Below are 22,312 nucleotides of genomic sequence, written 5' to 3' on the forward strand. Positions count from 1 at the left end.
ATGCTCGAACAGTCCAACGAACTCTCCGCCTGGGATCGCGACCACTTCTTCCATCCCTCGACGCATATGGGCACGCATGCGCGTGGCGAGTCGCCGGCCCGCATCATGGCCGGCGGCGAAGGCGTCACCGTTTGGGACAATACCGGCAAGAAGAGCATCGATGCCTTTGCCGGCCTCTATTGCGTCAATGTCGGCTATGGCCGCCAGAAGATCGCCGATGCCATCGCCGAGCAGGCTAAGAACCTCGCCTATTACCATGCCTATGTCGGGCATGGCACGGAGGCTTCGATCACGCTTGCCAAGATGATCATCGACCGCGCGCCGAAGGGCATGTCGAGGGTCTATTTCGGCCTCTCCGGCTCCGATGCCAACGAGACCAACATCAAGCTGATCTGGTATTACAACAACGTTCTCGGACGGCCGGAAAAGAAGAAGATCATCTCGCGCTGGCGCGGCTATCACGGCTCGGGCGTGATGACCGGATCGCTGACCGGGCTCGAGCTCTTCCACAACGCCTTCGACCTGCCGCGTGCGCCAATCCTGCACACCGAGGCGCCCTATTATTTCCGTCGCGCCGACCGTTCGATGAGCGAGGAGCAGTTCTCGCAATATTGCGCCGACAAGCTCGAGGAGATGATCCTCGCCGAAGGCCCGGAAACGGTCGCGGCCTTCATCGGCGAGCCGATCCTCGGCACCGGCGGCATCGTGCCGCCGCCGACCGGTTACTGGCAGAAGATCCAGGCCGTGCTCGACAAATACGACGTGCTGCTCGTCGCCGACGAGGTGGTGACCGGCTTCGGCCGTCTCGGCACCATGTTCGGCTCCGACCACTACGGCATGAAGCCGGACCTGATCACCATCGCCAAGGGCCTGACCTCGGCTTACGCGCCGCTGTCCGGCGTCATCGTCTCCGACAAGGTCTGGCAGGTGCTGGTCAAGGGGTCCGACAAGCTTGGCTCTCTCGGCCATGGCTGGACCTATTCGGCGCATCCGATCTGCGTTGCCGCAGGCGTCGCCAATCTCGAGCTGATCGACGAGATGGACCTGGTGCGGAACGCCGGCGAGACCGGCGCCTATTTCCGCGCCGAGCTCGCCAAGGCCGTCGGCGGCCACCGGAATGTCGGCGAGGTGCGCGGCGACGGCATGCTGGCCGCGATCGAATTCGTCAAGGATCGCGACGACCGCGTCTTCTTCGATCCGGCGCTGAAGGTCGGGCCGCAGATCGCCACGGCGCTGGCCGCCAGCGGCGTCATCGGCCGCGCCATGCCGCAGGGCGACATCCTCGGCTTCGCGCCGCCGCTCTGCCTGACGCGCGAGGAGGCCGACATCATCGTCGCCAGGACCGCCGACGCGGTGAACAGCGTGCTTGCCAGCATCTGAGAAAGCGACATCTGAGAAGCGACATGAATGCCATGACCAGAACCGTTCCCGCCACCATGGCCGCCGTGCAGCTTACGGGCCACGGTGAACTGGAGAAGCTCGTCTACCGCACCGATGTGAAGGTGCCCGCGCCGGCCGCCGGCGAAGTGCTGGTCAAGGTCAGCGCCTGCGGCATGAACAACACCGATGTCTGGGTGCGCCAGGGCGCCTACGGCACCGAGGAGGATGCGGCTGCCGTGTCGACTTGGCGCCGGCAGGGCAACACGCTCACCTTCCCGCGCATCCAGGGCACTGACACGGTGGGCACCATCGTCGCTGTCGGCGAGGGCGTGCCCACGGGCCGCATCGGCGAGCGCGTCATGGTCGACTTCTCGATCTACAACCGCGACGACGACTCGCTGGCCGACATCGACTATATGGGCCATGGCCGCGACGGTGGTTACGCCGAATACCAGGCGCTGCCGGCCGAGAACGCGCATGTCGTCGACACCGAGCTCAGCGATGTCGAGCTCGCCACCTTCTGTTGCGCCTATCTCACCGGAGAGCAGATGCTGGAGCGCGCGGCGCTGAAGGCCGGCGAACGCGTTCTGGTCACAGGCGCCTCGGGCGGCGTCGGTTCCGGCATCGTGCAATTGGCGAGGGCGCGCGGCGCCATTCCTTATGCTGTCGTCGGCAAAGGCAAGGAACAGGCGGTGCTCGACATCGGCGCCGAGAAGGTGATCACGCGCGGCGTGGCCGACCTGCTCACGGCCGTCAACGAGGCGACCGGCGGCGAGCCCATCGACGTGGTGGCCGATCTCGTCGGTGGCGCCATCTTCAACGACCTGTTGCGCATCCTGCGGCCCGAAGGCCGCTACACCACGGCCGGCGCCATTGCCGGGCCGATGGTTCAGCTCGACCTGCGCACCATGTATCTGAAGCAGCTCCAGCTCAACGGCTCGAGCCAGGGCACGCGCGCGGACTTCCGCCGCATCGTGCGCTACATCGAGGAAAAGAAGATCAAGCCGGTGGTCGGCGGCGTCTACAAGCTTTCCGATTTCCATCGCGCCCAGACGGACTTCATGGGCAAGGACTTCGTCGGCAAGCTGGTGGTGGTGCCGGACGCGATGTGGAGCGGCGCCTGACCTCGCAAACAGCGCCCGGCGCGGTCAGCCGTTGATCGCGCCGCCGTCGACCCGGTCGTACCCTTCGGCGGCGGGCGCTTCCCTGAGGCTGATCAGCTCGGCCACGTCGACGACCTTCAACTGACCCGCCACGCCAAGCGCATCGGTGGCGGCGGTGTACATGACCTTGTCCTTGGGACAGGCGACGACGAACATGCCGACGCCTAGCCCAAGCGCCTCCCGGATGCGGTTCTCGCTGGGGCGTTCCTTCACACCGTCGTCGCCCTGCCAGATGCGGCCGCCGCCGGCGCCGCAGCAGAAAGAATTCTCCCGGCAGCGCGGCATGTCGTGAAGAGTGTAGCCCGCCGCCCTGATGAGGTCGCGGGGCGCATCGAAGCCGCCATTGTAGCGGCCGAGATAGCAAGGATCGTGATAGGTCACCAACGCGCCGCCAGCCGGGGCGATGTCGAGCCTGCCCGCCGCGACCAGCTCGGCAAGCAGCGCCGTGTAGTGAAGCACCTCGAACTCGCCGCCAAAATGACGATAGTCGTTCTTCAGCGCGTTGAGGCTGTGTGGATCCGTAGTGACGATGCGGTTGAAGCTGCATGCGCGGATCGCGTCGATGTTGGATTGGGCAAGCGTCTCGAATAGGCCTTCCTCGCCGACGCGCCTCACGTCGTTGCCGCTGTTGCGCTCGGCATCGAACAGGATGCCGAAATCGACGCCGGCGGACGTGAATAGCTCGGCGACCTTGCGGGTCACGTCCTGGACGCGCGGATCGTAGGATGCGTAGTCGCCGACGAACCACAGCACGTCGACCGGTTCGCTGCGCGCGTCCTTGACCGGGAAGCCGAGCTCCTTCGTCCAGCGCGCCCGCATCTTGGACGGCTTGCCCATCGAGTTCCCGAGCCGCGTGAGGTTCGACAGCGCGTCCTGTAGCATGGGGCTGACATGGCCTTCATCGACGAGATGGCGCCGCATGTCGATGATCTTGGGCAAATGCTCGATCTCGACCGGACAGGCCTCCATGCAGGCGCGGCAAGTCGTGCAGGCCCACAGCGTCTCTTCGGCGATCACGCCGCCGACCAGAGGGGCCGCTGCATCGTTCGTCAGGGCGTCGCGCAGATCGGTGATCAGCATCTTCGGGCTGAGTGGCAGGCCCGAGGCGTAGGCGGGGCAGACCGCCTGGCAGCGTCCGCATTCGGTGCAGGACAACAGGTCGAGCGTCTGCTTCCAGTCGAATTGGGCAAGCGATGTGACGCCCGGGCTCCCGCGCTCCGAAGGTACGGCTGGCGCCATCCCCACCGGTTCGAGGTTGCGAAAATAGATGTTGGGCGCGGCCAGGAACATGTGCCGGTGCTTGGACCCCGGAATATAGACCAGGAAGGCGAGAATGGCGCCGATATGGATCCAGTAGGCGATCCGCTCCGTCGGATGAGTTGGAACGCTGAAGGCCCGGAGCAGGTCGGCGACCAGCGAAGCGACCGGCCGCCATGACCCGTCGGCACCGCCGACGATCCGCGCGCCCGCCTCGATCAGCAGGGACGAGACGATGAGCAGGATGAGCACATAGATGATTGCCGCGTCCGATCCACTCGATCCGCTGAACCGCGCCGGCTTCAGGACATAGCGCTGGTAGACCGCCAGGCCGAGCCCCAGCAGCATCAGCACCGCAAACAGATCCTGCAGCAGGGCGATCCAGCTGTCGCCGCCGATTGGCGCTAGCGAAAAGCCGGGGAACAGGCGTGAGCCGAAGGCCTCGATCGTGACGGTGAACAGGACGAAGAACGAAATGAAGATCAGCGCGTGCAGGATTCCGGACAGCGGCTTGCGCAGCATCTTGCGATGCAGGCCGATCGCGACGGCCACGCCTTCCAGGCGGCGCCAGGGCTGGTCGAAGCGGCTTGCGCCTGGCGCCTGCGCCAACGCCACGATGTAACGGCGGGAGCGCCAAAGCGTCAGCGCGATGGCCGCCAGCGTGACGATCCACAGTATCGGTGTTTCGCTCATATCAGCGGCCGGACGCCGCCTGCAGCCGCTCGCTCAGATTGGCGACGAGATCGAACAGGTCGCAGGTCGCGCCGAAATGCGCGACATTGAAGATCGGCGCCTTGGGATCGGTGTTCACGGCGATGATGAGATCCGACTTCGACATGCCTTCGAGATGCTCCGGAGCGCCGGAAACGCCGAGCGCCAGATAGAGCTTCGGCTTGACCTTCTGGCCGGATTTGCCGACCTGCCGCACCTTGGGCAGCCAGCCGCTGTCCACCACCGGGCGGCTGCCGGCGATCTCCGCGCCAAGGATGTCCGCCAGCCCGCGCGCTATGTCGATGCTGGCCTCGTCGCCGATGCCGCGGCCGACGCAGACGATCCGCTCGGCCGTCGTGAGGTCGACGCTGTCATAGCTGGGAACATCGACGCCGACGAGACGGACCTTGCCCTCGGCCACCACGGCCGTGGCATCGGAATGCTGCAGCTTGGACGGATCGACGGAGCGCCGTTCCGCTTCGGCGAAGGCGCCGGGGTTGACCATCAGGATGGCCGGCAGGGGCACGCTGCATTCCGCCAGGATCTTGCCGCCATAGACCTGCGCGACGACCGTCAGCCGGTCTCCGTCGCGGCGAATTTCGTTGACATAGGAGACCAGCGGCCAACCGGTGCGCGCCGCGAGATCGCCGGCGACGTCGAGCCCATTGGCGGAGTAGGGCACCAGCACAAGGTCGGGCTCCTCGGCTGCAACGGTATCCCTAAGCAGCCGCGCATAAGATTCGGCGGCGATAAGTTCGGCATTGCCGGCGCTCGCAGCGACAAGCCTGTCGGCGGCGCCGAGGTTTGCGATAGCGGGCTCCAGTTCCTGGCCGGCAAAGAAAGCGACAACCTCGTCGCCGGCTACGCCAGCGCCGCGCGCTGCCGCGATCATTTCCAGTGAAAACGGCTCGAGCTTGCCGAATGAGCCTTCCGTGCAGGCGACAATCCGCATCGCTTAAACTCCTGCAAAGCCTTTGGCCGCCAGGATGCTGGCCAGCCTCTCGGCGACATTTTCGGGGTTGTCTCCCAGGTTTTCGCCGGTACCGCGTTGGCCAGGCAGCCTTAGCGCGACGATCTCGGCCGATCTTTCGAACCCGGCAGGTTCGGACGGTGCCTTGCCTATGGCCGTCTTCGAAGCCTCTCTGAGCTTGCTGCCCGAAACATAGCGCGGTGCCTTGGAGGCGGTCTGCACGCCGATCACCGCCGGCAGCGCAATCTCGTAGGTCGCGGCAATGCCGCCGCCTCGCTCTTGCGTCACGCGAAGGGCCGAGCCTTCGATGCCGAGCCTGCTCGACCCGGAAACATGCGGCCAGCCGAGCAGGGTGCCTGCATAAGGCACGAGCTGGCCGAACAGATCCTCGGTCGACTGGACGCCGCAAAGGACGAGGTCGGCGGCCTTGGAGCGGGCGAGCGCAACGATCGAGCTGGCAATCGCGCGCGACTCGATTATACCATCCCCCTCGGCCTCGAGCGCGACCGCCTCGTCCGCGCCGCGGGCAACCGCCATCTGCAGCACACGGTTGCTTCCCTCGCCGATGGCGACGGCAACGACTGTGGCGCCGACGGCTTCCTTCAAAAGGATCGCCTCTTCCAGCGCATGGTCATCGAAATCGTTGAGCTGGAAATCCAGCCATTCGCGGTCGATGCCGCGTCCGTCGCTCGTCAGTTCGAGCTCGCCCGCGGAATCCGGAATCATTCGCAGCACAACGAGAATTTTCAAGGGTCGATCCTCCCCGGGCGTACCTCAGGCTCCCGGTACCTGTGGCCTATTAGATCGCAACCGTTGCCGTGCCCAATCGAGAAAATCGTAATAGCAGCTATTACAACTCAGGTGATTGACCTTCGCGGCGATGCGGCTGCTAATCCGAAGCGTTGGGAGACTTGGGCAATCGGTTGTCGCCGGGTGCTTTGTATTTTTCTATATAAAATACGAAATAGACTATAAATTTTCCAATTTTTACTTGGGGTAGGAGCAATCGGCATCCAAAAAAGGTGCCAAGGAGGAGGAAAGTATGACTATAAAGAGCATCTTCGATCAAAAAATATCTCGTGCGAGCTTCATCCGAAAGGCACCTGCTGCCCTGGCGGCCGCCGGCGCCGTTTCGACCCTGGGGCTCGGCGCGACTGCCCCCGCCGCGGCGGAGGAAACCAAGCCGGGTTACTACGGCGTACCACGGACCTGGATCTGGAATCCGAATGCCAACTCGATGGTCGACACCTCCAAGTGGAAGAAGGCAGGGCCTTATACGATCGGCTTCTCCAACGCTTCGATATCGAATGCCTGGCGCGTTGCGTTCCAGCATGGCGTGTTCTGGGCCGCCGGCCAGCATCGCGACGAGATCGCGCATCTTCTGGCGACCGACGCCAATGACGATCCCTCGAAGCAGATCGCCGACATCCAGGACCTGATCAGCCAGGGCGTCGACGTGCTGCTGATCGCCGCCGCCACGGAAGACGCATTGGACTCCGTCGTCGGGCGCGCCATGGAGCAGGGCATTCCCGTCATCATGGTCGACCGCAAGGTGAAGACGGCGAGCAACTACATCACCTACATCACCGCCTCGGACTGGGCGCTCGGCCGCCTGGAGGCCCTGTGGATGTGCGAGACGCTCGGCGGAAAGGGCAACATCGTCATGCTGCCCGGCATCGCCGGCTCAAGCGTCGCCGAAATCCGCATCAAGGCGAATGAAGAGGTGTTCGGCAAGTTCCCCGGCATCAAGGTGCTGGAGAAGCAGTATTGCGACTGGAACCCCGCGACCGGCAAATCGGTGATGGCCGCGCTCATCCAGAAGCACGGCAAGGAGATCAACGGCGTGCTGGCCGACAGCGCTCTGCAGGGCTCGGGCGCCATCCAGGCCTTCCTCGCGGCCGGCTACAAGGATGGTGAAATTCCGCCGATGACCGGTGGCGACATCGCCTTGATGTATCAGCTCGCCTCCCAGCACAACATCAAGATGGTCGGCATCGACTATCCGACCTCGATGGGCATCACCGGCATCGAGACCGTGCTTGACGTCATGAAGGGCATCCCGGTTCCTGAAAAGGTCGAGGTCAGCTTCAACGTTGTGACCTCGCCTGGAGCCGATACGGTTTCGGTCAAGGGCGACCGGCACCTTCTCGATCATGTCAGCATGAGCGACCCGGGCGATCTTTCACCGAGCAACGGCTTGCCGGCCGGATACAATCCGAGCACGTTCAAGCCCGATTATCCGAAGTAGCCTCCCAGCCTGACAGGGTGTGCGTTCCTTCGGACGCACACCCTGTCGTAACCGGAATTTCGAGCATCGGATAAATGGTCACTCCCGTCATCGAGCTCAGTCGCATCGAGAAGGAGTATCCGGGCGTAAAACCCCTGGACCGGGTGGATTTTGCCGTTCGTCCTGGCGAAATCCACGCTCTTCTCGGCGAGAACGGTGCGGGAAAATCAACCCTCATCCGCGTCATGGGCGGCGCCATCAGGCCGAATGGCGGCAGCATGACCTATCTGGGCAAGCCGGTTTCCTGGCAGTCGCCCAAGCAGGCGCGCGCGGCGGGCATCCACGTCATCCATCAGGAGCTCGCTCTGTTTCCCGAACTTTCGGTCGCCGAGAACATCCTGGTCGACGCGCAGCCGCGCAACGGTCTCGGCCTGATCTCCGGCCGCACCCGCCATGCGCGGGCAGCCGAGATATTGTCGCAACTCGGCGTCAAGATCTCGACCCATGCCAAGATCGACGAATTGCCGCTGGCCGACCAGCAGATGGTCGAGATCGCCAAGGCGCTGGTCGGCGAGGTGAGGCTGCTCGTGCTCGACGAGCCGACAGCCGTGATCTCCGGCCATGAGGTCGATCTCCTGTTCGACAATATGCGGCGGCTGAAGCGCGAAGGCGTCGGCATCGTCTATGTCTCGCACCGGTTGGAAGAGATCTTCGAGATCGCCGATCGCGTGACGATCCTGAAGGACGGGCAGGTGGCGGGCACTGGCCCGGTCGGCGATCTGACGCGCGACGAGATGATCACCAAGATGGTCGGGCGGCGCCTCGAGCAGATCTATCCTGCACGTCGCAAGGCGCCGGCCAGCGGGCCGGATATCCTGAAGGTGAGCAACCTTCGCGCCGGCCACCGCGTGCGCGATGTCAGCATCGCGGTCAAGCCGGGCGAGGTCGTCGGTATTGCCGGCATGGTCGGCTCGGGCCGCACCGAAGTGGCGGAGGTCATCTTCGGCACGCGCGACCTCGACGGCGGCACGATCGAGTTCGAGGGCAGGCGGCTCGATCGGCGCATGCCGCGCGAGGCGATCCGCAACGGCGTCGGATTCCTGACCGAGAACCGCAAGGACGAGGGGCTCTTCCTCGGTCTGCCCATCTCGGCCAATGTCATGGCGCCCGATCTGGCCGGCGTCACCAGACGAGGCTTGATCGACCGGCGCGGCGAGCGCGAAATCGCGCTCGAGCAGATACGCAACTTCGCGGTGGCAGCACCCTCGCCGGAGGTCAAGGTCGGCAATCTTTCCGGCGGCAACCAGCAGAAGGTGCTGTTCGGCCGCTGGTCGCGTATTGCCAGCAAGCTGCTCATCCTCGACGAGCCGACGCGCGGCGTCGACATCGGCGCCAAGGTCGAGATCTACCGTATCGTGCGCAACCTGGCGGAGCAGGGGGTCGGCATTCTCATGATCAGCTCCGAGCTCCCGGAGATCATCGGCCTGTCGGACCGCATCTTCGTGATGTCGCAGGGCCATGTCGCGGGCGAGATCGACGGCGCGTCCGCCACCGAAGAGGCGATCATGGATCTCGCCGTGCGTTCGATCGAGCGGCGCGACGGCAAGGCGGCCCGGCTGGAGCAGGTCGCATGAGTGCCGTCGTCGCCGAATTCCGCCGCAACCGGCTTTCGCTGTCCTATGTGATCGTGGTGGCGTTGCTCTTCCTGCTCGTCGTGGCGGGCGGCTTCCTGTCCGACCGGTTCCTCACCTGGCGCAACTTCGGCAACCTGTTCCAGCAGCTCGTCGTGCTGGGCATGGTCAGCCTCGGCCAGACATTCGTGGTGCTCCTCGGCGGCATCGACCTTGCCGTCGGCTCGCTGGTCAGCGCATCGACCGTCTTCATCGCGCATTTCCTCGAATGGCGGCCGGACCTGCTCTGGCTGGCCCTGCCGCTGGCTCTGGTCGCCGCGACGGCGATCGGCGCGCTCAACGGCCTGCTCACCATCGTGCTGCGCGTCCATCCGCTGATCGTCACGCTCGGCATGTCGTCGATCATCTTCGGCGGCACGCTGATGTACAACAAGGAGCCGGGCGGATCGGTCCCGCGCGGGCTGGCCGACTTTTCCTACGCGAAGCTGTGGGGCATCCCGGCGACGGCGATCGTCCTCGTCGCGATCTTCGCCCTTGCCGGCCTTTGGCTCCAGCGCTCGCGCTCGGGCCGCAGCATCTATTTCGTCGGCGGCGACCGCGAGGCGGCGCGGCTGAATGGCCTGCCGGTGAACCGCATCGTGGTCATGGCCTACGCGCTGTCGGGCCTGTGCGCCGGGCTCGCGGCAATCTTCCTGACCGCCCGCACCGGCGTCGGCGATCCGCGCATCGGCGCCGCCTTGACGCTGCAATCGATCACGCCGGTGGTTGTCGGCGGCACGGTTCTCGCCGGCGGGCGCGGTGGCGTCCTCGGCACGCTGCTCGGCGTGCTCCTGGTGACGATGCTCAACAATTTGCTGAACTTCCTCAACGTGTCTTCCTACTACCAGTGGGTGATCCAGGGCCTGATCATCATCATCGCCGTCAGCATCCACACCACGAGGCGGAGGCAGTGATGGCACCGCTGGAGACACCGCTGCCCCGGCCCAGAAGCGTGTCCGCCGCGTCGGTTTTCGAGCGCTATGGATTGATCGTCTTCTTCGTCGCACTGTTGCTGGTCGCGGCCGCGCTCTCGCCCACCTTCCTGCGGCCGGCCAATCTGGTCAACGTGCTCACCATCGCGGCGCCGCTCGGCATGGTGGTCGTCGGTCAGACCTTCGTCATCCTGGTGCGGGGGCTCGACCTGTCGGTCGCCTCGCTGATGGCGACGGTGGCCGTGCTTGCAACCGCGTTCAAGGCGACGACCAACGATGCCATCCCGCTGATCTTCGTGGCAGCGATCGCCTTCTCCGCCGTCGTCGGCCTCGTCAACGGCTGGCTGGTCGCCAAGCGCAACGTCAGTCCGTTCCTTGCCACGCTGGCTATGATGATCATCCTGCAGGGCGTCCGCTTTGCCTATACGGGCGGCGCGCCGATCAGCACGCTGCCGCCGGGCATGGGCTTTCTCGCGTCGGGCCGCATCCTCGGCATCCCGGTCAACCTGATCACCCTGGCGCTGCTGGCCATCGTTTTCGGCGTCGTGCTGCACCGGTCGCGCCTCGGGCGCGAGATATTCATGGTGGGCAGCAATCCCAAGGCGGCTTTTCTTAACGGTGTCGCGCCCGATCGCGTCATCATCCTCTGCTATGTCATCTGCTCGGTCTGCGCCGGCATAGGCGGGCTGTTCCTGCTCGGTTATGTCGGGACGGTCTCCAACTGGGTCGGCCAGGGCTACGAGCTCGACTCGATCGTCGCGGCGGTCATGGGCGGCGTGGCGCTGACTGGCGGACGCGGCAACATCTTTGCCGCGCTGCTTGGCGTCGCGGTGCTGGTCGTCATCAACAATCTGGTGCTTTTGCTGGGCTTTCCGATCGAGATGCAGCTCATCATCAAGGGCATCATCATCATAGGCGCGGCTGCGTTCTACCGCACGCGGCTCGCATGAGCCGGTCGCCAGCCATCGAGGGAGGTATCAAATGAATGTCGAGAGCCTGAGCGAACGTGGCGCCCGCGCGCGGCGCGACGAGGAAGTGGATGTCGCCATCGTCGGCGCCGGGCCTTCGGGCTCGGTCGCAGCGCTCCATCTCGCGCGTGCCGGCCTCTCGGTGGTCGTGCTGGAGCAGGGCGAATGGCCTGAATACAACGACTACACGGGCGCCCGGCCGGAGCATGAGCTGGTCAGCACCAAGCTGTGGCACCCCAACCCGAACGTGCGCGACAACCCGAACGACTATCCGGTCGATACCTCGACCACGGATATCAACCCGCTGATGTTTGCCGGCGTCGGCGGCAGCGCCACGCTTTACGGTGCGCAGTGGATGCATTTCCTGCCCTCCGATTTCCGCGTCCGGTCGCTCGACGGCGTGGCCGAAGACTGGCCTTTCACCTATGAGGATCTGCTCCCCTACCAGCTCGAGATCGAGCGCGAGGTCGGCGTGTCCGGCCTTGCCGGCGACCCGGCGTTTCCGCCGCGGGGACCATATCCCTTCCCGGCGCTGCCGATGGGCTCCGTCGGTCTGCGCGGCGCGCTCGGCATGGAGCGCATGGGCTGGCACTGGTGGCCGGGCAGCAACGCGATACCGTCCGAAAAATTCGGCGAGTTGAACGCCTGCGTGCGGCGAGGCACCTGCCTCACCGGCTGCCCCGAAGGCGCGAAGTCGACCACCGACCGCTCGCACTGGCCGCTTGCGCTCAAGGCCGGAGCCCGGCTCGTCACGCGCGCCCGCGTCAAGGAGGTCGAGACCAACGAGCAGGGGCTCGCCACCGGCGTCGTCTATGTCGACGCCAACGGCCGCGACCGACGCCAGCGCGCCAAGGTCGTCATCCTGTGCGCCAACGGCGTCGGCACGCCGCGGCTGCTGCTGATGTCGGGCGGAGCGAAGAACCCGGACGGGCTTGCCAACTCTTCCGGCATGGTCGGCAAGCGGCTGATGATGCATCCCTTCGCCAGCATCCTTGCCTCCTATGAGGATCCGCTGGACTCATGGCGCGGCCCGTTCGGGCAGCAGGTCTACTCGCTCGAATTCTACGAGAGTGACGAGCGGCGCGGCTTCGTGCGCGGATCGAAATGGAACTGCATGCCGTCCGGCGGCCCGGTCGGCATGTCGGGCGCCATCGGCTCCAAGGTCTATGTCGCCGAAGAGGGACGCTTCCAGGATTTCTGGGGCGCCAACCTGCACGAGAACGTCGCCCGCCGCTTCGGTCATTCGCTGATCTGGGGCATCGTCGGTGAGGATCTGCCGGAAGAGGACAACCAGGTGGTGCTGTCCAAGGACCTTGTCGATTCCGACGGCCTGCCGGCGCCGCAGATCGTCTACAAGGTCAACGAGAACTCGAACCGCCTGCTTCAGTTCAACATCGACCGCTGCCTGGAATCGGTCCATGCCGCCGGCGCCATCGAGACGCTTGTTTCAACACCGGTGCGCGAATCCGGCTGGCACCTGATCGGCACGACCGTCATGGGTGACGATCCGAAGCGCTCCGTCGTCGATCAGTGGGGCGCCTGCCATGATGTGCCCAACCTCTATATCATGGACGCCTCGACCTTCCCGACCTCGGGAGCGACGAACCCGACCGCGACGATCATGGCTGTGGCGCTGCGCAACACGCGCCGCATGATCGCCGAACGGCGCAACCAGAAGGTCGCCTGAGATGAGCAAAGACAAGACTTTCCTCGCCCTGGCGGATTTCCTCATTCCGGCGCATGGCGACATGCCGGCATTCGGCTCGGTCTGCAGCTTCGCCGACGCTCAGAAGGCGCTCGATTTCCGCGTCGACCTCAAGGAGGGGTTCGATCGCGGGCTCGACGCCGATCCGGCGTTGAGCGCGGAAGCGCATCTCGAGAAGCTCAACAAGGAAGACGGCGCCGCCTTCTCGGCCGTCACGACGGTCGCCATCTGCACCTACTACATGAACCCGCGCGTGCGCGAATTGCTCGGCTATCCCGGCCAGGAAAGCGTGCAGTACGATTCCAAGGCCACCCAGATCTACCTAACCGACGGCTCGCTCGGCCATGTGCTGGCGCGCGGTCGCAAATACCGGCCGACACCCGGCCTCTGATCCCTCCCAAGCAGACCAGAAAGGAATAACCCCATGGGTAAGGACATGTTCGACAAGGGCTTCGAAATCCGCAAGGCGGTGCTCGGCGCCGAGTTCGTGGAGAAATCCTTCGCCAGCGCCGACGATTTCAATCGTCCCATGCAGGAGCTGGTGACCGAATATTGCTGGGGCGCCGTATGGGGCCGCGAGACGCTCGACCGCAAGACGCGCAGCATGCTGAACCTCGCCATGCTGGCTTCCCTCAACCGGCCGCATGAATTGAAGATGCACGTCAAGGGCGCGATCCGCAACGGCGTCACCAAGGACGAGATCCGCGAGGTGCTGCTGCAGGTCGCGATCTATGCCGGCGTGCCGGCTGGCGTCGACGCCTTCCGCAATGCCCGCGAGGCCCTGCAGGAAATCGGCGCATGATCCAGCGTCCGCCGCTCGCCGAGGACAAGCTTGCCATGCTAATCGGCGGCCGTTGGGCCGCCGCGGCGTCGGGCGAGTATTTCGAGTCCTTCGATCCCTTCACCGGCAAGGCCTGGGCGCTCGTTCCGCGCGCCGGCGTCGCCGATGTCGATGCGGCCGTCGAGGCCGCTTCACAGGCCTTCCGGGGCGAATGGCGGTCGATGACGGCCAGCGCGCGCGGCCAGATCATGGCGCGTTTTGCCGACCTCGTCGCCGAGGAGGCGGAAAACCTCGCCGTCCTCGAGACGCGGGACAACGGCAAGCTCATCAACGAAATGCGGATGCAGTGCAAATACATCCCGCAATGGTTCCGCTTCTTCGGCGGGCTGGCCGACAAGATCGAGGGACGCGTCATCCCGATCGATAAGCCCGGCGTCTTCAACTACACCAAGCTCGAGCCTCTGGGCGTCGTGGCGGCGATCACGCCATGGAACTCGCCGCTGATGCTCGCGACTTGGAAGCTGGCGCCGGCGCTGGCCGCTGGCAACACCGTCGTATGGAAGCCTTCGGAATTCTCGTCGGTCTCGGCGCTCTTCTTCGGAAGACTGTTCGAGAAGGCGGGCTTCCCGAAAGGTGTCGTCAACATCATAACCGGCTTCGGCCACGAGATCGGCGACCGCATGGTCACGCATCCGAGGGTGGCGAAAGTCGCCTTCACCGGCGGCGACGCCACCGGCCGGCGCGTCTACCAGGCCGCTGCCAGTGGACTGAAGAAGGTGACACTGGAGCTTGGCGGCAAATCGGCGAACATCGTCTTCGCCGACGCCAAGCTGGAGGCCGCGATCCCCGGGCTGGTCTCGGGCATCTTCGCGGCGACCGGCCAGACCTGCATCGCCGGCTCGCGCGCGCTGGTGCAGCGCTCCGTCTACGATCAGGTGGTCGAAAAGCTGGTGGCGTTCGCGAAAACCGCCAGGATCGGCGACCCGCTCGACCCCGACACGCAGGTCGGGCCGATCACGACGCAGCCGCAACGCAAGAAGGTCCTCGACTATATCGGCATCGCCCGGGACGAGGGCGCCCAGCAGCTTCTCGGCGGCAAGGTGCCCGAGGATAAGGCGATCGCCGATGGCTGGTTCGTCGAGCCGACCATCTTCGGCAATGTCAGCCAGTCGATGCGCATCGCCCAGGAAGAGGTCTTCGGCCCGGTTCTGTCGATCATTCCGTTCGAGGACGAGGATGAAGCCGTCGCCATCGCCAATGACAGCATCTACGGCCTCGCCGCCGGATTGTGGACGCAGGATATCGGGCGTGGAATCCGGCTGCCGGACCGGCTGGAAGCCGGCATCGTCTGGGTCAACATGTACCGCGCGACGAGCTATCTCTCGCCCTTTGGCGGCTACAAGCAGTCGGGCTTCGGCCGGGAAAACGGCCGCACCGCCATCTACGAATATCTCCAGGAAAAGAGCGTCTGGATCGACGCCGGAAACTCCATTCCGGCCCCGTTCGTCCAGCGCTGAATATTGGCGGGTCGGAGGGTCCACCGTCCGGTTCGCCAATTCAGATCATTGCCATCCGCCTATAAGCGAGACCGCCGATGTCCTGCTATGAGATCATCGATCCGCGCTTCGGCGACCTTATCGATCCGGTCGCCTTTCTCGAAACGCTGCACACCGGCAACCGCTGGGCGGAGGGGCCGGTTTATTTCGCCGACCTGCGCACGCTGGTCTGGAGCGATATCCCCAACGACCGCATGCTGCGCTGGGACGAGGAGACCGGCGCGGTTTCGCTGTTCCGCGGCAACGTGGCCAATCCGAACGGCAGCACCCGCGACCGCGAAGGCAGGCTCGTCACCTGCATGCAGGGCGAACGCCGCGTCGTGCGCACCGAATGGGACGGCTCGATCACCGTGCTCGCGGACTCCTTCGAGGGAAAGCGGCTCAATTCGCCGAACGACGTGGTGGTCAAGTCGGACGGCAGCATCTGGTTCACCGATCCCAATTACGGCATCATCTCCGACTATGTCGGACGCCGGGCCGATCAGGAGCAGCCCGGCTGCCGCGTCTACCATATCGATCCGCAATCCGGCCGCGTCACCGTCGTCGCCGATGATTTCTCGATGCCCAACGGCCTTGCCTTCTCGCCGGACGAGAAGACGCTCTACATCGCCGATTCCGGTTATCTGACCGATCGCAGCGCGCCGCATCACGTCAGGTCGTTTGACGTTGCCGGCGACAGGCTGGTAAATTCGCGCGTGTTCGCCGAAATATCGCCGGGCATTCCGGACGGGTTCCGGGTCGATATCGCCGGCAACCTGTGGATCAGCGCCTGGGACGGCGTCCAGTGCCACACGCCGGCCGGTGAATTGATCGGCAAGATCCTGGTGCCGGAAATGGTGGCGAACGTCGTATTTGGCGGTGCGCGGCACAATCGGCTGTTCATCACGGCGACGACGTCGGTCTATGCCGTGTTCCTGAACGTGCGCGGCCTGAAATATCCGTTCCGCACGTAGGTCGAAAGCTTCGGGCAAAGCACCGCCCGGCGGCGGGTTGGATGGTTTGAGTTGGACACGAAGCAGTTACAGGTCTTCATCGCGGTCGGCTCGGCGGGCAGCTTCTCGAAGGCAGCCCTCGATCTCAACGTCACCCAGCCGATGATCACGCGCCATATCCGCGGGCTCGAGGAGGAACTGGGCGTCGAATTGTTCCACCGCAACGGCCGCGGCGTGGTGATGACCGAAGCCGGGGCGCTCCTGAAATCGCATGCCGACGAAATCGTCGAGCGCATGCGGCTTGCGCAGAATGCGGTGTCCAACTTGCGGGCTTCGCCGCGCGGCAGGCTGGTGCTCGGCGTTCCGCCTTCCGTCGGCACGGTGCTGACGGTGCCGCTGGTCAAGAAGATCAAGAACGAGTTCCCGAACGTCGCCCTGCAGGTCATCGAAGGGTTCAGCGGCCACATCCTCGAATGGCTGATAGCCGGCCGCATCGACGCGGCGGTGCTCTACAACTCGCCCAACCACCCTTCGGTGCTGACCGAGCCGCTCGCCGATGACGAGCTTTTCCTGATCGGCCCGGCGCTGGCCGAACCTCTGCTGCCGCGCGGCCCGGTGAGCCTCGGCGTGCTTGCGGAACTGCCGATGATCCTGCCGAGCCGGCCGCATGGCCTGCGGCGGCTGATCGACAACATCGTCGCCGAGCATGGCATCTATCCGCGCATCGAGATGGAATTGGAGGCGATGCCGTCGACGCTGCTGCTTGTCGAGGAGGGCGGCGGCTATACGGTTCTGCCCTATGCTTCCGTGCATCTGCTTGCCGAAGCCGGCCGCATCGAGGTCTGGCCGTTCGAGCCGCAGATCACGCGCAAGCTGATCCTTGCGACGTCGTCGCAGAAGCCGATGTCCTCGACGTTCCGTCCGCTGTTCCGCGCCGTGCGCACGGAGCTGCGAGACATCATCTCCACCCATGTCTGGAAGCCGCCGCAGCACAATCGCTAAGGTCGGGCAAAGCGGCTGCCGTAGCTATGCGGCCGGCCGGGCCAGCGCCATGATCGAACCGACGTCGCCGGCATCGCGCAGCGCCCACAGCCTCTCGGCCAGCACGCCGGCATCGATCGCCGGGCAGCCATAGCGGGCGAGGGCGGAGAATTTGTCGCTAAGAGCGGCATCCGTCATCGGCCGCGCCGGACTTCCGGTCGCGGCCAACTCGTTCGTCTCGAAACGCGACCCGTCGCTGCAGTGGACGGAAATGTATGCCGCCTCGACCGGAATGGCCTCGTCTATCTCGATCGGGCGCACCTTGGCGCGCAATGCTTTCACATCAGGATCGTTCACTGCCGCGTCGCTGAAATCGGCCGCGCCCGCCGTGCCGCGCAGCAGGGCGACGGCGACCGCATGCTGCGCGCTGACCTGCGCCTCCCGGCCCGTGGTGACGTCTGGCCTGTCCGCGCGCGCCTTGAGCAGCGGGCAGCCGCGCACCGTGATGTCGCTGACAAGGGCGGCGGAGAAATCAGGCGTTCGGCGCAGCTTGAGGCAAGCGTCGATGACGGGGTTGAGCACCACGCCGCAAGGATACGGCTTGAACATGTTGCGCAGGTTTTCCCAGTCGCTGCCCAGTCCCCGCTCGATCAGCTCAGGCTTAGGCGCGTCGCATAACACCTTGAGGAAGCCGCGCGGACCTTCGAGGGGCATTGGAGGTCCTTCGACCCCGCCCTGCGCCATCAGCGCCGCTAGCAGGCCTCCGCGCGCGGCGGTGCCGACGCCGACGCTCTTCGCCATGAAGCCCAGTGTCTCGACGAGGCCCGATGCCTGGGCGGACGCATTGCCGAAGGCCCACAGGATTTCCTCCTCGCTGAGATCGAGAAGCTTCGCCGCGGCGGCGGCGGCGCCGAAGATCCCGCAGGTCGAGGTGATGTGCCAGCCGCGATTGTAGTGACCCGGCGAGATCGCGTTGCCGATCCGGCAGGTTACTTCCACGCCGAGAACGAAGGCATGCAGAAGCTCGGTCCCGCTGACCGGCCGGGCTTCGACCAGGGCCAGCACGACGGGCGCCACGGGCGCGGTCGGGTGGATGATCGTGCCCTGATGGGTGTCGTCGAAATCGAACACGTTCATCGACGCCGCGTTGAGGAACGCCGCGGTCGGCGCGTCCTGCCGCGCACCCTGACCGATCACGGTCGCGGCTGCCCCGGCGGAGAAGGGCGCGAGGCTCGCTGCAAGGCGCAGGATCGCCTGGTCGGAGGAACCTCCAAGCGCGGTCCCGAAGCCGTTGAAGAGGGCGCGCAGCGCATGCTCGCGTACCGGTTCGGGCACGTCGCTCCATTGCGAATTGCGCACGAACGCCGCAAGCCGGCGCGACAGGCCCGGAGCAATCGCCTGGGGGGAATTGGCGCTCATCGTGTGTGTTCCGGTTGCTATCAGGCCTGGGTTTTCTTGCCGGCGACCGTCACGCCGGCCCAACCTTCGATCGGCTTGATGATTTCGGTGAGGTCCGCATCGGCGCCGAGGTCGCTCTTTGCCACGGTCAGCAACTGCCGCACCGCGCCGCCGACGATCATCGGCACGCCCAGCGCGTCGCTCTCTTCGAGACAGAGGCGGATGTCCTTGGCGGACAGCCCGATGGCGAAGCCAAAATCGAAGCCGCGGGTAAGGACGAATTTCGGGATCTTCGTCAGCGTCGCATTGGAACTGCCGCTGCCTGAATTGATGACCTCGAGCATGACGTCCGGATCGAGCCCGGCCTTGGTGCCGAGCACGAGCGCTTCGGAAGCGATCGACAAAGCCGTCACCGACATCAGGTTGTTGATCACCTTGATCATCTGGCCCATGCCCGGCTCCAGGCCGACATGGACCGGTTTGCCGAGCGTTTCGAGCACGGGACGGATCGTTTCCATCGTCGCCTCGTCGCAGGCGGCCATCATCGCCAGCGTTCCTTTTTCAGCGCCGCCCACGCCGCCGCTCACCGGGCAGTCGGCCATAGCGATACCGGCAGCCTTGAGGCCGCTCGCGACGAGACGCTCCGTTCGCGGACCGGTGGTCGATAGGTCGATGACGATGCTTGCGCCCTTGACGGAGGTGAGCCCGTCAGGACCGAGGCAAACGGCCTGCACGATCTCCGGCGTCGGCAGCGAAAGCAACACCACGTCGCAGCTCTTAGCCAGCTCGGCGGGGGTCGCTGCCTTGCCGGCGCCCAGAGCGGCCAACGCCTCGACGGCGGCGGCATTCGTGTCATAAACGCTGACGCCGTAGCCGGCCGCCATCAGGCGCTTCGCCATCGGCGTTCCCATCCTGCCGGCGCCAGCCAGGCCGAGCTTGAGATTGTTCATTGTCGTCTCCATGCGATTGTGACGAACGCCCCGAAATTTCGACCATCAGGGCGTTGATCATAAGGCGCTCACGGCGCCCCGGGGATCGGGTCGAGATCGAGGCGCACGATGTCGTCCACGCCCGCCAGCGCGGCGGGATAGCGGGCGAGCACCAGCGGATCGTGGCCCGGGATGATGTGGTTAGGCGTGCTGGCGAGCTTCTTCATGGTGGCGTAGCCGTCCAGCATGTCGGTCGCGCTCTCCAGCACCGGGAAAGGCCGGTTCTGCTCGAAATTGGCGTAGAAATGCGATGCGTCGGAGCCGAGCACCACAAAGCCGCGTTGCGTCTTCACCCGTATCACCTGCAGGCCTTTCGAGTGACCGCCGACGCGATGAACGGTGAGGTTCGGGGCGACTTCGGAGACGCCATCGTGGAAAGTCACGCGCCCGGCATAGAGCTTGCCGATCATGCTGGCCACGTCCTCATAGTCGAACGGATGCCTGAGATAGTTGTGGCACATGCAGCGTCCCGTGCAGTAGGCCATCTCCACGTCCTGGACATGGTAGCGGGCCTTCGGGAACAGCTCGTGATTGCCGGCATGGTCGAAATGCATGTGCGAGATGATGACATCCTCGACCTTGTCCGGATCGATGCCGATCATCTTCAGCCCTTCGCCGACGGGTCGCAGCAGATTGCGCTGGCGCCGGTCCGCGACTTTCGCGTCGAAGCCAGTGTCGAACACGAAGGTGCGCGATTTGCCTACGATCGCCCAGACGAAGTAGTCGAGCGGCATCGGGCTGTCATGCGGGTCGCCGCCGATGAAATTCGCGGCCGCGTTGCGGTCGTGGTGGCCGTAGCGGATGGCGTAGACTTCGTACAGATCGTCCATGGGTGGCTCCGTCTAGAGCAATTCCTGGAAAAGTGTGTAACGGCTTTCCGTATGGAATTGCGTAAAACAAATAGTTAGAGCAGGTCGGCGTTTCCTTGGAACGATGAACTGCTACGGGCATCGCCGGCTGGCGATGCCGGTCTGCTTCAGCGCCGGCTCAACTTGCCAGCCAGCCCGCTTCGACCGGCAGCACGGATCCGGTCATGTCGCGGGCGATCGGGCCGCACAGGAAGACGAGCAGGTCCGAAATGCTCCCGGCGGAGACGAAGTTGCCGCCCGGCTGCTTGCCTTCGAGGAAGAGCCGCTCGGCCGCGGTCCGGTCGATGCGACGCTCCGCCATCAGCCTCTCCACCCGTTCCTCCGTGCCCGGCGTCAGCACCGACCCTGGGCAGAGGCTGTGACAGGTCACGTCGCGATCCAGGTTCTCCAACGCCACGGCGCGGGTCAAGCCGAGGATAGCAGACTTCGTCGTCACATAGCCGACGCGGTCGGTCGTTCCGCGCATGCCGTAGACCGAGGTGATGTTGAAGATCCGGCCGAAATTCCGGTTGCGCATGTTGGGAAGCAGAAGCCGGATGGCATGGAAAGCGGCGGAGAGGTTGACCGCCAGCGCAAGGTCCCACTGCTCGGCCGGGAAATCCATGACCGGCGCGAAGTGCCGGACGACCGCATTGTTGACGAGGATATCGATCGGACCAAGCACCGACATCGCGGTGCTGATCAGCCCTTCGACCCCCGACCGCGTCGACAGATCGGCCTTGTGGTAGGCAATGCGGGCGCCCGTCTTGCGGGCAAGGTCGTCACGTTGCGCCTCGATCTGCTCGGCGTCTTCCAGCCCGTGCAGCATGACGCTGCATCCGGACTCGGCAAGCCTTGCCGCCATCGCCTGTCCAAGACCGGCGGTAGAACCCGTGATCAAGGCGGTGCATTCGTTGAGCGCCTTCGCCCGGGTGGAGGGCGCTGCCCCCTCGGCTTCTTTCGACAAGCTCAAATCCTGTTCCGCCACTTTGTGAGCATTGCCAAGACCCCTCGTTCCTACCGACAGCCCGCCAGGCACGCGACTGCCGTGCAGGTCTCGACTTTATATTGGTACCGGTAACAAAATGCAATCATGGAAAAGCGGAAAGCGGTGTCATGCCCCGGTCCCGGGGACAGGTCAGGTGCTCTCGCGCTGGATGACCTCGAACTTGAGGTCGACGACGCTGCCGCGCAAATGGTCGGCGCCGTCGATGATGCGGCTCAAAAGGATTCGCGCTGTACGCTCGCCGATGTCGTAGCGTGGCAGCCGCAAGGTGGTGACGGAAGGGCTGACATGCCGCAACAGGTCGACGTCATCGAAGCTGGCGAGCGCGATGCGGCCGGGGACTGCCCAGTTGCGCCGCTGGCACTCGAACAGCGCGCCGGCGGCCAGAACTTCGCCGGCGCAGAAAAGCGCGTCGACCTCCGGCACGCTCTGCATCACCCGCGCCACGACTTCCGCACCGGCGGCAAGGCCGCGTCCCGTCTCCAGCACCATGCGCGGGTCGGGTTCGTGCCCCAATTGCTTGAGCGCCGCCAGGTATCCTTTCAAGCGGTCCTGGGAGCGGTCATTGTGTACGGAATAGAGACTGGCGAAGGCGATCTTGCGGTAGCCGAGCCTGCCGAGATGCATGGTCATCGCGTAAGAAGCGTCGCGATTTGAATAACTTACGACCATGTCGAGCGGTTCTTTGGGGATGTTTCCGTTCTCGACAACCGGGATGCCCGACTTGCGGATCTTCTCGATGGCCTGGGGTGTATGCTCCGTGCTGTGCAGGACGAGCCCGCCGACCCGGTGGCTGAGGAAAACGGTGATGAGCTCCTCTTCCTCATTGGGATCATAT

At 64.9% G+C, this 22,312-nt stretch carries 20 protein-coding genes; 12 read left to right on the forward strand and 8 right to left on the reverse strand.

All coding sequences use genetic code 11. From position 1 onward, the window contains the following. Together FJ471_RS14985 and FJ471_RS14990 are read left to right on the forward strand one after the other, a co-directional pair. Positions 1-1,380, forward strand: coding sequence for an aspartate aminotransferase family protein (locus FJ471_RS14985; protein WP_140804233.1), 1,380 nt, complete (start codon positions 1-3; stop codon positions 1,378-1,380). Positions 1,381-1,403: 23 nt separating this feature from the next. Then, entirely contained in the window at positions 1,404-2,504 is a 1,101-nt protein-coding gene (locus tag FJ471_RS14990) for an alcohol dehydrogenase family protein (RefSeq protein ID WP_140804235.1), read from the forward strand. Between the two features lie 24 nt (positions 2,505-2,528). On the opposite strand, the gene FJ471_RS14995 is transcribed toward FJ471_RS14990, so the two are convergent. From FJ471_RS14995 to FJ471_RS15005, 3 genes are read right to left on the reverse strand one after another with little or no spacing between them, the layout of a single operon-like run. Further along, the gene (locus FJ471_RS14995; RefSeq protein ID WP_140804237.1) at positions 2,529-4,493 is read right to left on the reverse strand and encodes a (Fe-S)-binding protein; all 1,965 of its coding nucleotides are present in this window, start codon (positions 4,491-4,493) and stop codon (positions 2,529-2,531) included. A 1-nt stretch (position 4,494) separates the two neighbouring features. Continuing rightward, a complete protein-coding gene (locus FJ471_RS15000) occupies positions 4,495-5,463 on the reverse strand; it encodes an electron transfer flavoprotein subunit alpha/FixB family protein (RefSeq protein WP_140804239.1) in 969 nt (322 codons plus the stop codon). Between the two features lie 3 nt (positions 5,464-5,466). Then, positions 5,467-6,231, reverse strand: a complete 765-nt coding sequence (locus FJ471_RS15005; protein WP_140804241.1) for a hypothetical protein — start codon at positions 6,229-6,231, stop codon at positions 5,467-5,469. A gap of 292 nt (positions 6,232-6,523) precedes the next feature. Here FJ471_RS15005 and FJ471_RS15010 point away from each other — a divergent pair, with 292 nt between their 5' ends. The 10 genes from FJ471_RS15010 (at position 6,524) to FJ471_RS15055 (ending at position 17,254) form a co-directional block, all read left to right on the forward strand. Continuing rightward, positions 6,524-7,729 (forward strand): substrate-binding domain-containing protein, encoded by a 1,206-nt coding sequence (locus FJ471_RS15010; RefSeq protein WP_140804243.1) that lies wholly within the window; start codon positions 6,524-6,526, stop codon positions 7,727-7,729. 74 nt (positions 7,730-7,803) lie between these two features. Continuing rightward, positions 7,804-9,342 (forward strand): sugar ABC transporter ATP-binding protein, encoded by a 1,539-nt coding sequence (locus tag FJ471_RS15015; protein ID WP_140804245.1) that lies wholly within the window; start codon positions 7,804-7,806, stop codon positions 9,340-9,342. Further along, a complete protein-coding gene (locus FJ471_RS15020; RefSeq protein WP_140804247.1) occupies positions 9,339-10,292 on the forward strand; it encodes an ABC transporter permease in 954 nt (317 codons plus the stop codon). Before FJ471_RS15015 ends, FJ471_RS15020 begins: the two co-directional genes overlap by 4 nt. Next, complete coding sequence (locus tag FJ471_RS15025) at positions 10,292-11,260, forward strand: ABC transporter permease (protein WP_140804249.1); 969 nt, start codon at positions 10,292-10,294, stop codon at positions 11,258-11,260. The genes FJ471_RS15020 and FJ471_RS15025 overlap by 1 nt, the downstream gene beginning before the upstream one ends. 31 nt (positions 11,261-11,291) lie before the next feature. After that, the gene (locus tag FJ471_RS15030) at positions 11,292-12,965 is read left to right on the forward strand and encodes a GMC family oxidoreductase (protein ID WP_140804251.1); all 1,674 of its coding nucleotides are present in this window, start codon (positions 11,292-11,294) and stop codon (positions 12,963-12,965) included. 1 nt (position 12,966) lies between these two features. Further along, positions 12,967-13,374 (forward strand): hypothetical protein, encoded by a 408-nt coding sequence (locus FJ471_RS15035; RefSeq protein WP_140804253.1) that lies wholly within the window; start codon positions 12,967-12,969, stop codon positions 13,372-13,374. Between the two features lie 33 nt (positions 13,375-13,407). Further along, entirely contained in the window at positions 13,408-13,785 is a 378-nt protein-coding gene (locus FJ471_RS15040) for a carboxymuconolactone decarboxylase family protein (RefSeq protein WP_040985791.1), read from the forward strand. Next, positions 13,782-15,281, forward strand: coding sequence for an aldehyde dehydrogenase (locus FJ471_RS15045; protein WP_246684732.1), 1,500 nt, complete (start codon positions 13,782-13,784; stop codon positions 15,279-15,281). The genes FJ471_RS15040 and FJ471_RS15045 overlap by 4 nt, the downstream gene beginning before the upstream one ends. Positions 15,282-15,358: 77 nt before the next feature. After that, on the forward strand, positions 15,359-16,273 hold the full coding sequence (locus FJ471_RS15050; RefSeq protein WP_140804255.1) for an SMP-30/gluconolactonase/LRE family protein: 915 nt from the start codon (positions 15,359-15,361) through the stop codon (positions 16,271-16,273). A 51-nt stretch (positions 16,274-16,324) separates the two neighbouring features. Further along, positions 16,325-17,254: a LysR substrate-binding domain-containing protein gene (locus FJ471_RS15055; protein WP_140804257.1), complete on the forward strand. Its 930-nt coding sequence runs from the start codon at positions 16,325-16,327 to the stop codon at positions 17,252-17,254. 24 nt (positions 17,255-17,278) lie between these two features. Here the strand turns inward: FJ471_RS15055 and FJ471_RS15060 are convergent, their stop codons facing one another. The 5 genes from FJ471_RS15060 to FJ471_RS15080 form a co-directional block, all read right to left on the reverse strand. Continuing rightward, positions 17,279-18,652 carry an MmgE/PrpD family protein gene (locus FJ471_RS15060; RefSeq protein WP_140804259.1) on the reverse strand — a complete coding sequence of 458 codons (1,374 nt, stop codon included), beginning with the start codon at positions 18,650-18,652 and terminating at the stop codon, positions 17,279-17,281. Positions 18,653-18,672: 20 nt separating this feature from the next. Beyond that, positions 18,673-19,593, reverse strand: coding sequence for an NAD(P)-dependent oxidoreductase (locus FJ471_RS15065; RefSeq protein WP_140804261.1), 921 nt, complete (start codon positions 19,591-19,593; stop codon positions 18,673-18,675). A 56-nt stretch (positions 19,594-19,649) separates the two neighbouring features. Further along, positions 19,650-20,450, reverse strand: a complete 801-nt coding sequence (locus tag FJ471_RS15070; RefSeq protein WP_140804263.1) for an N-acyl homoserine lactonase family protein — start codon at positions 20,448-20,450, stop codon at positions 19,650-19,652. A gap of 157 nt (positions 20,451-20,607) precedes the next feature. Further along, a complete protein-coding gene (locus tag FJ471_RS15075) occupies positions 20,608-21,435 on the reverse strand; it encodes an SDR family NAD(P)-dependent oxidoreductase (RefSeq protein ID WP_210242026.1) in 828 nt (275 codons plus the stop codon). Between the two features lie 171 nt (positions 21,436-21,606). Next, positions 21,607-22,312, reverse strand: a 706-nt coding sequence (locus tag FJ471_RS15080; protein ID WP_140804265.1) for a substrate-binding domain-containing protein, incomplete at its 5' end; no start/stop codon positions are given.

Source organism: Mesorhizobium sp. B2-7-1 (assembly GCF_006440735.1).
Taxonomy (GTDB): domain Bacteria; phylum Pseudomonadota; class Alphaproteobacteria; order Rhizobiales; family Rhizobiaceae; genus Mesorhizobium.

Coding starts and splice junctions, on each gene's coding strand:
- FJ471_RS14985 (WP_140804233.1), top strand. CDS start 1: ATGCTCGAACAGTCCAACGAACTCTCCGCCTGGGATCGCGACCACTTC.
- FJ471_RS14990 (WP_140804235.1), top strand. CDS start 1,404: ATGAATGCCATGACCAGAACCGTTCCCGCCACCATGGCCGCCGTGCAG.
- FJ471_RS14995 (WP_140804237.1), bottom strand. CDS start 4,493: ATGAGCGAAACACCGATACTGTGGATCGTCACGCTGGCGGCCATCGCG.
- FJ471_RS15000 (WP_140804239.1), bottom strand. CDS start 5,463: ATGCGGATTGTCGCCTGCACGGAAGGCTCATTCGGCAAGCTCGAGCCG.
- FJ471_RS15010 (WP_140804243.1), top strand. CDS start 6,524: ATGACTATAAAGAGCATCTTCGATCAAAAAATATCTCGTGCGAGCTTC.
- FJ471_RS15015 (WP_140804245.1), top strand. CDS start 7,804: ATGGTCACTCCCGTCATCGAGCTCAGTCGCATCGAGAAGGAGTATCCG.
- FJ471_RS15020 (WP_140804247.1), top strand. CDS start 9,339: ATGAGTGCCGTCGTCGCCGAATTCCGCCGCAACCGGCTTTCGCTGTCC.
- FJ471_RS15025 (WP_140804249.1), top strand. CDS start 10,292: ATGGCACCGCTGGAGACACCGCTGCCCCGGCCCAGAAGCGTGTCCGCC.
- FJ471_RS15030 (WP_140804251.1), top strand. CDS start 11,292: ATGAATGTCGAGAGCCTGAGCGAACGTGGCGCCCGCGCGCGGCGCGAC.
- FJ471_RS15035 (WP_140804253.1), top strand. CDS start 12,967: ATGAGCAAAGACAAGACTTTCCTCGCCCTGGCGGATTTCCTCATTCCG.
- FJ471_RS15040 (WP_040985791.1), top strand. CDS start 13,408: ATGGGTAAGGACATGTTCGACAAGGGCTTCGAAATCCGCAAGGCGGTG.
- FJ471_RS15045 (WP_246684732.1), top strand. CDS start 13,782: ATGATCCAGCGTCCGCCGCTCGCCGAGGACAAGCTTGCCATGCTAATC.
- FJ471_RS15050 (WP_140804255.1), top strand. CDS start 15,359: ATGTCCTGCTATGAGATCATCGATCCGCGCTTCGGCGACCTTATCGAT.
- FJ471_RS15060 (WP_140804259.1), bottom strand. CDS start 18,652: ATGAGCGCCAATTCCCCCCAGGCGATTGCTCCGGGCCTGTCGCGCCGG.
- FJ471_RS15065 (WP_140804261.1), bottom strand. CDS start 19,593: ATGGAGACGACAATGAACAATCTCAAGCTCGGCCTGGCTGGCGCCGGC.
- FJ471_RS15070 (WP_140804263.1), bottom strand. CDS start 20,450: ATGGACGATCTGTACGAAGTCTACGCCATCCGCTACGGCCACCACGAC.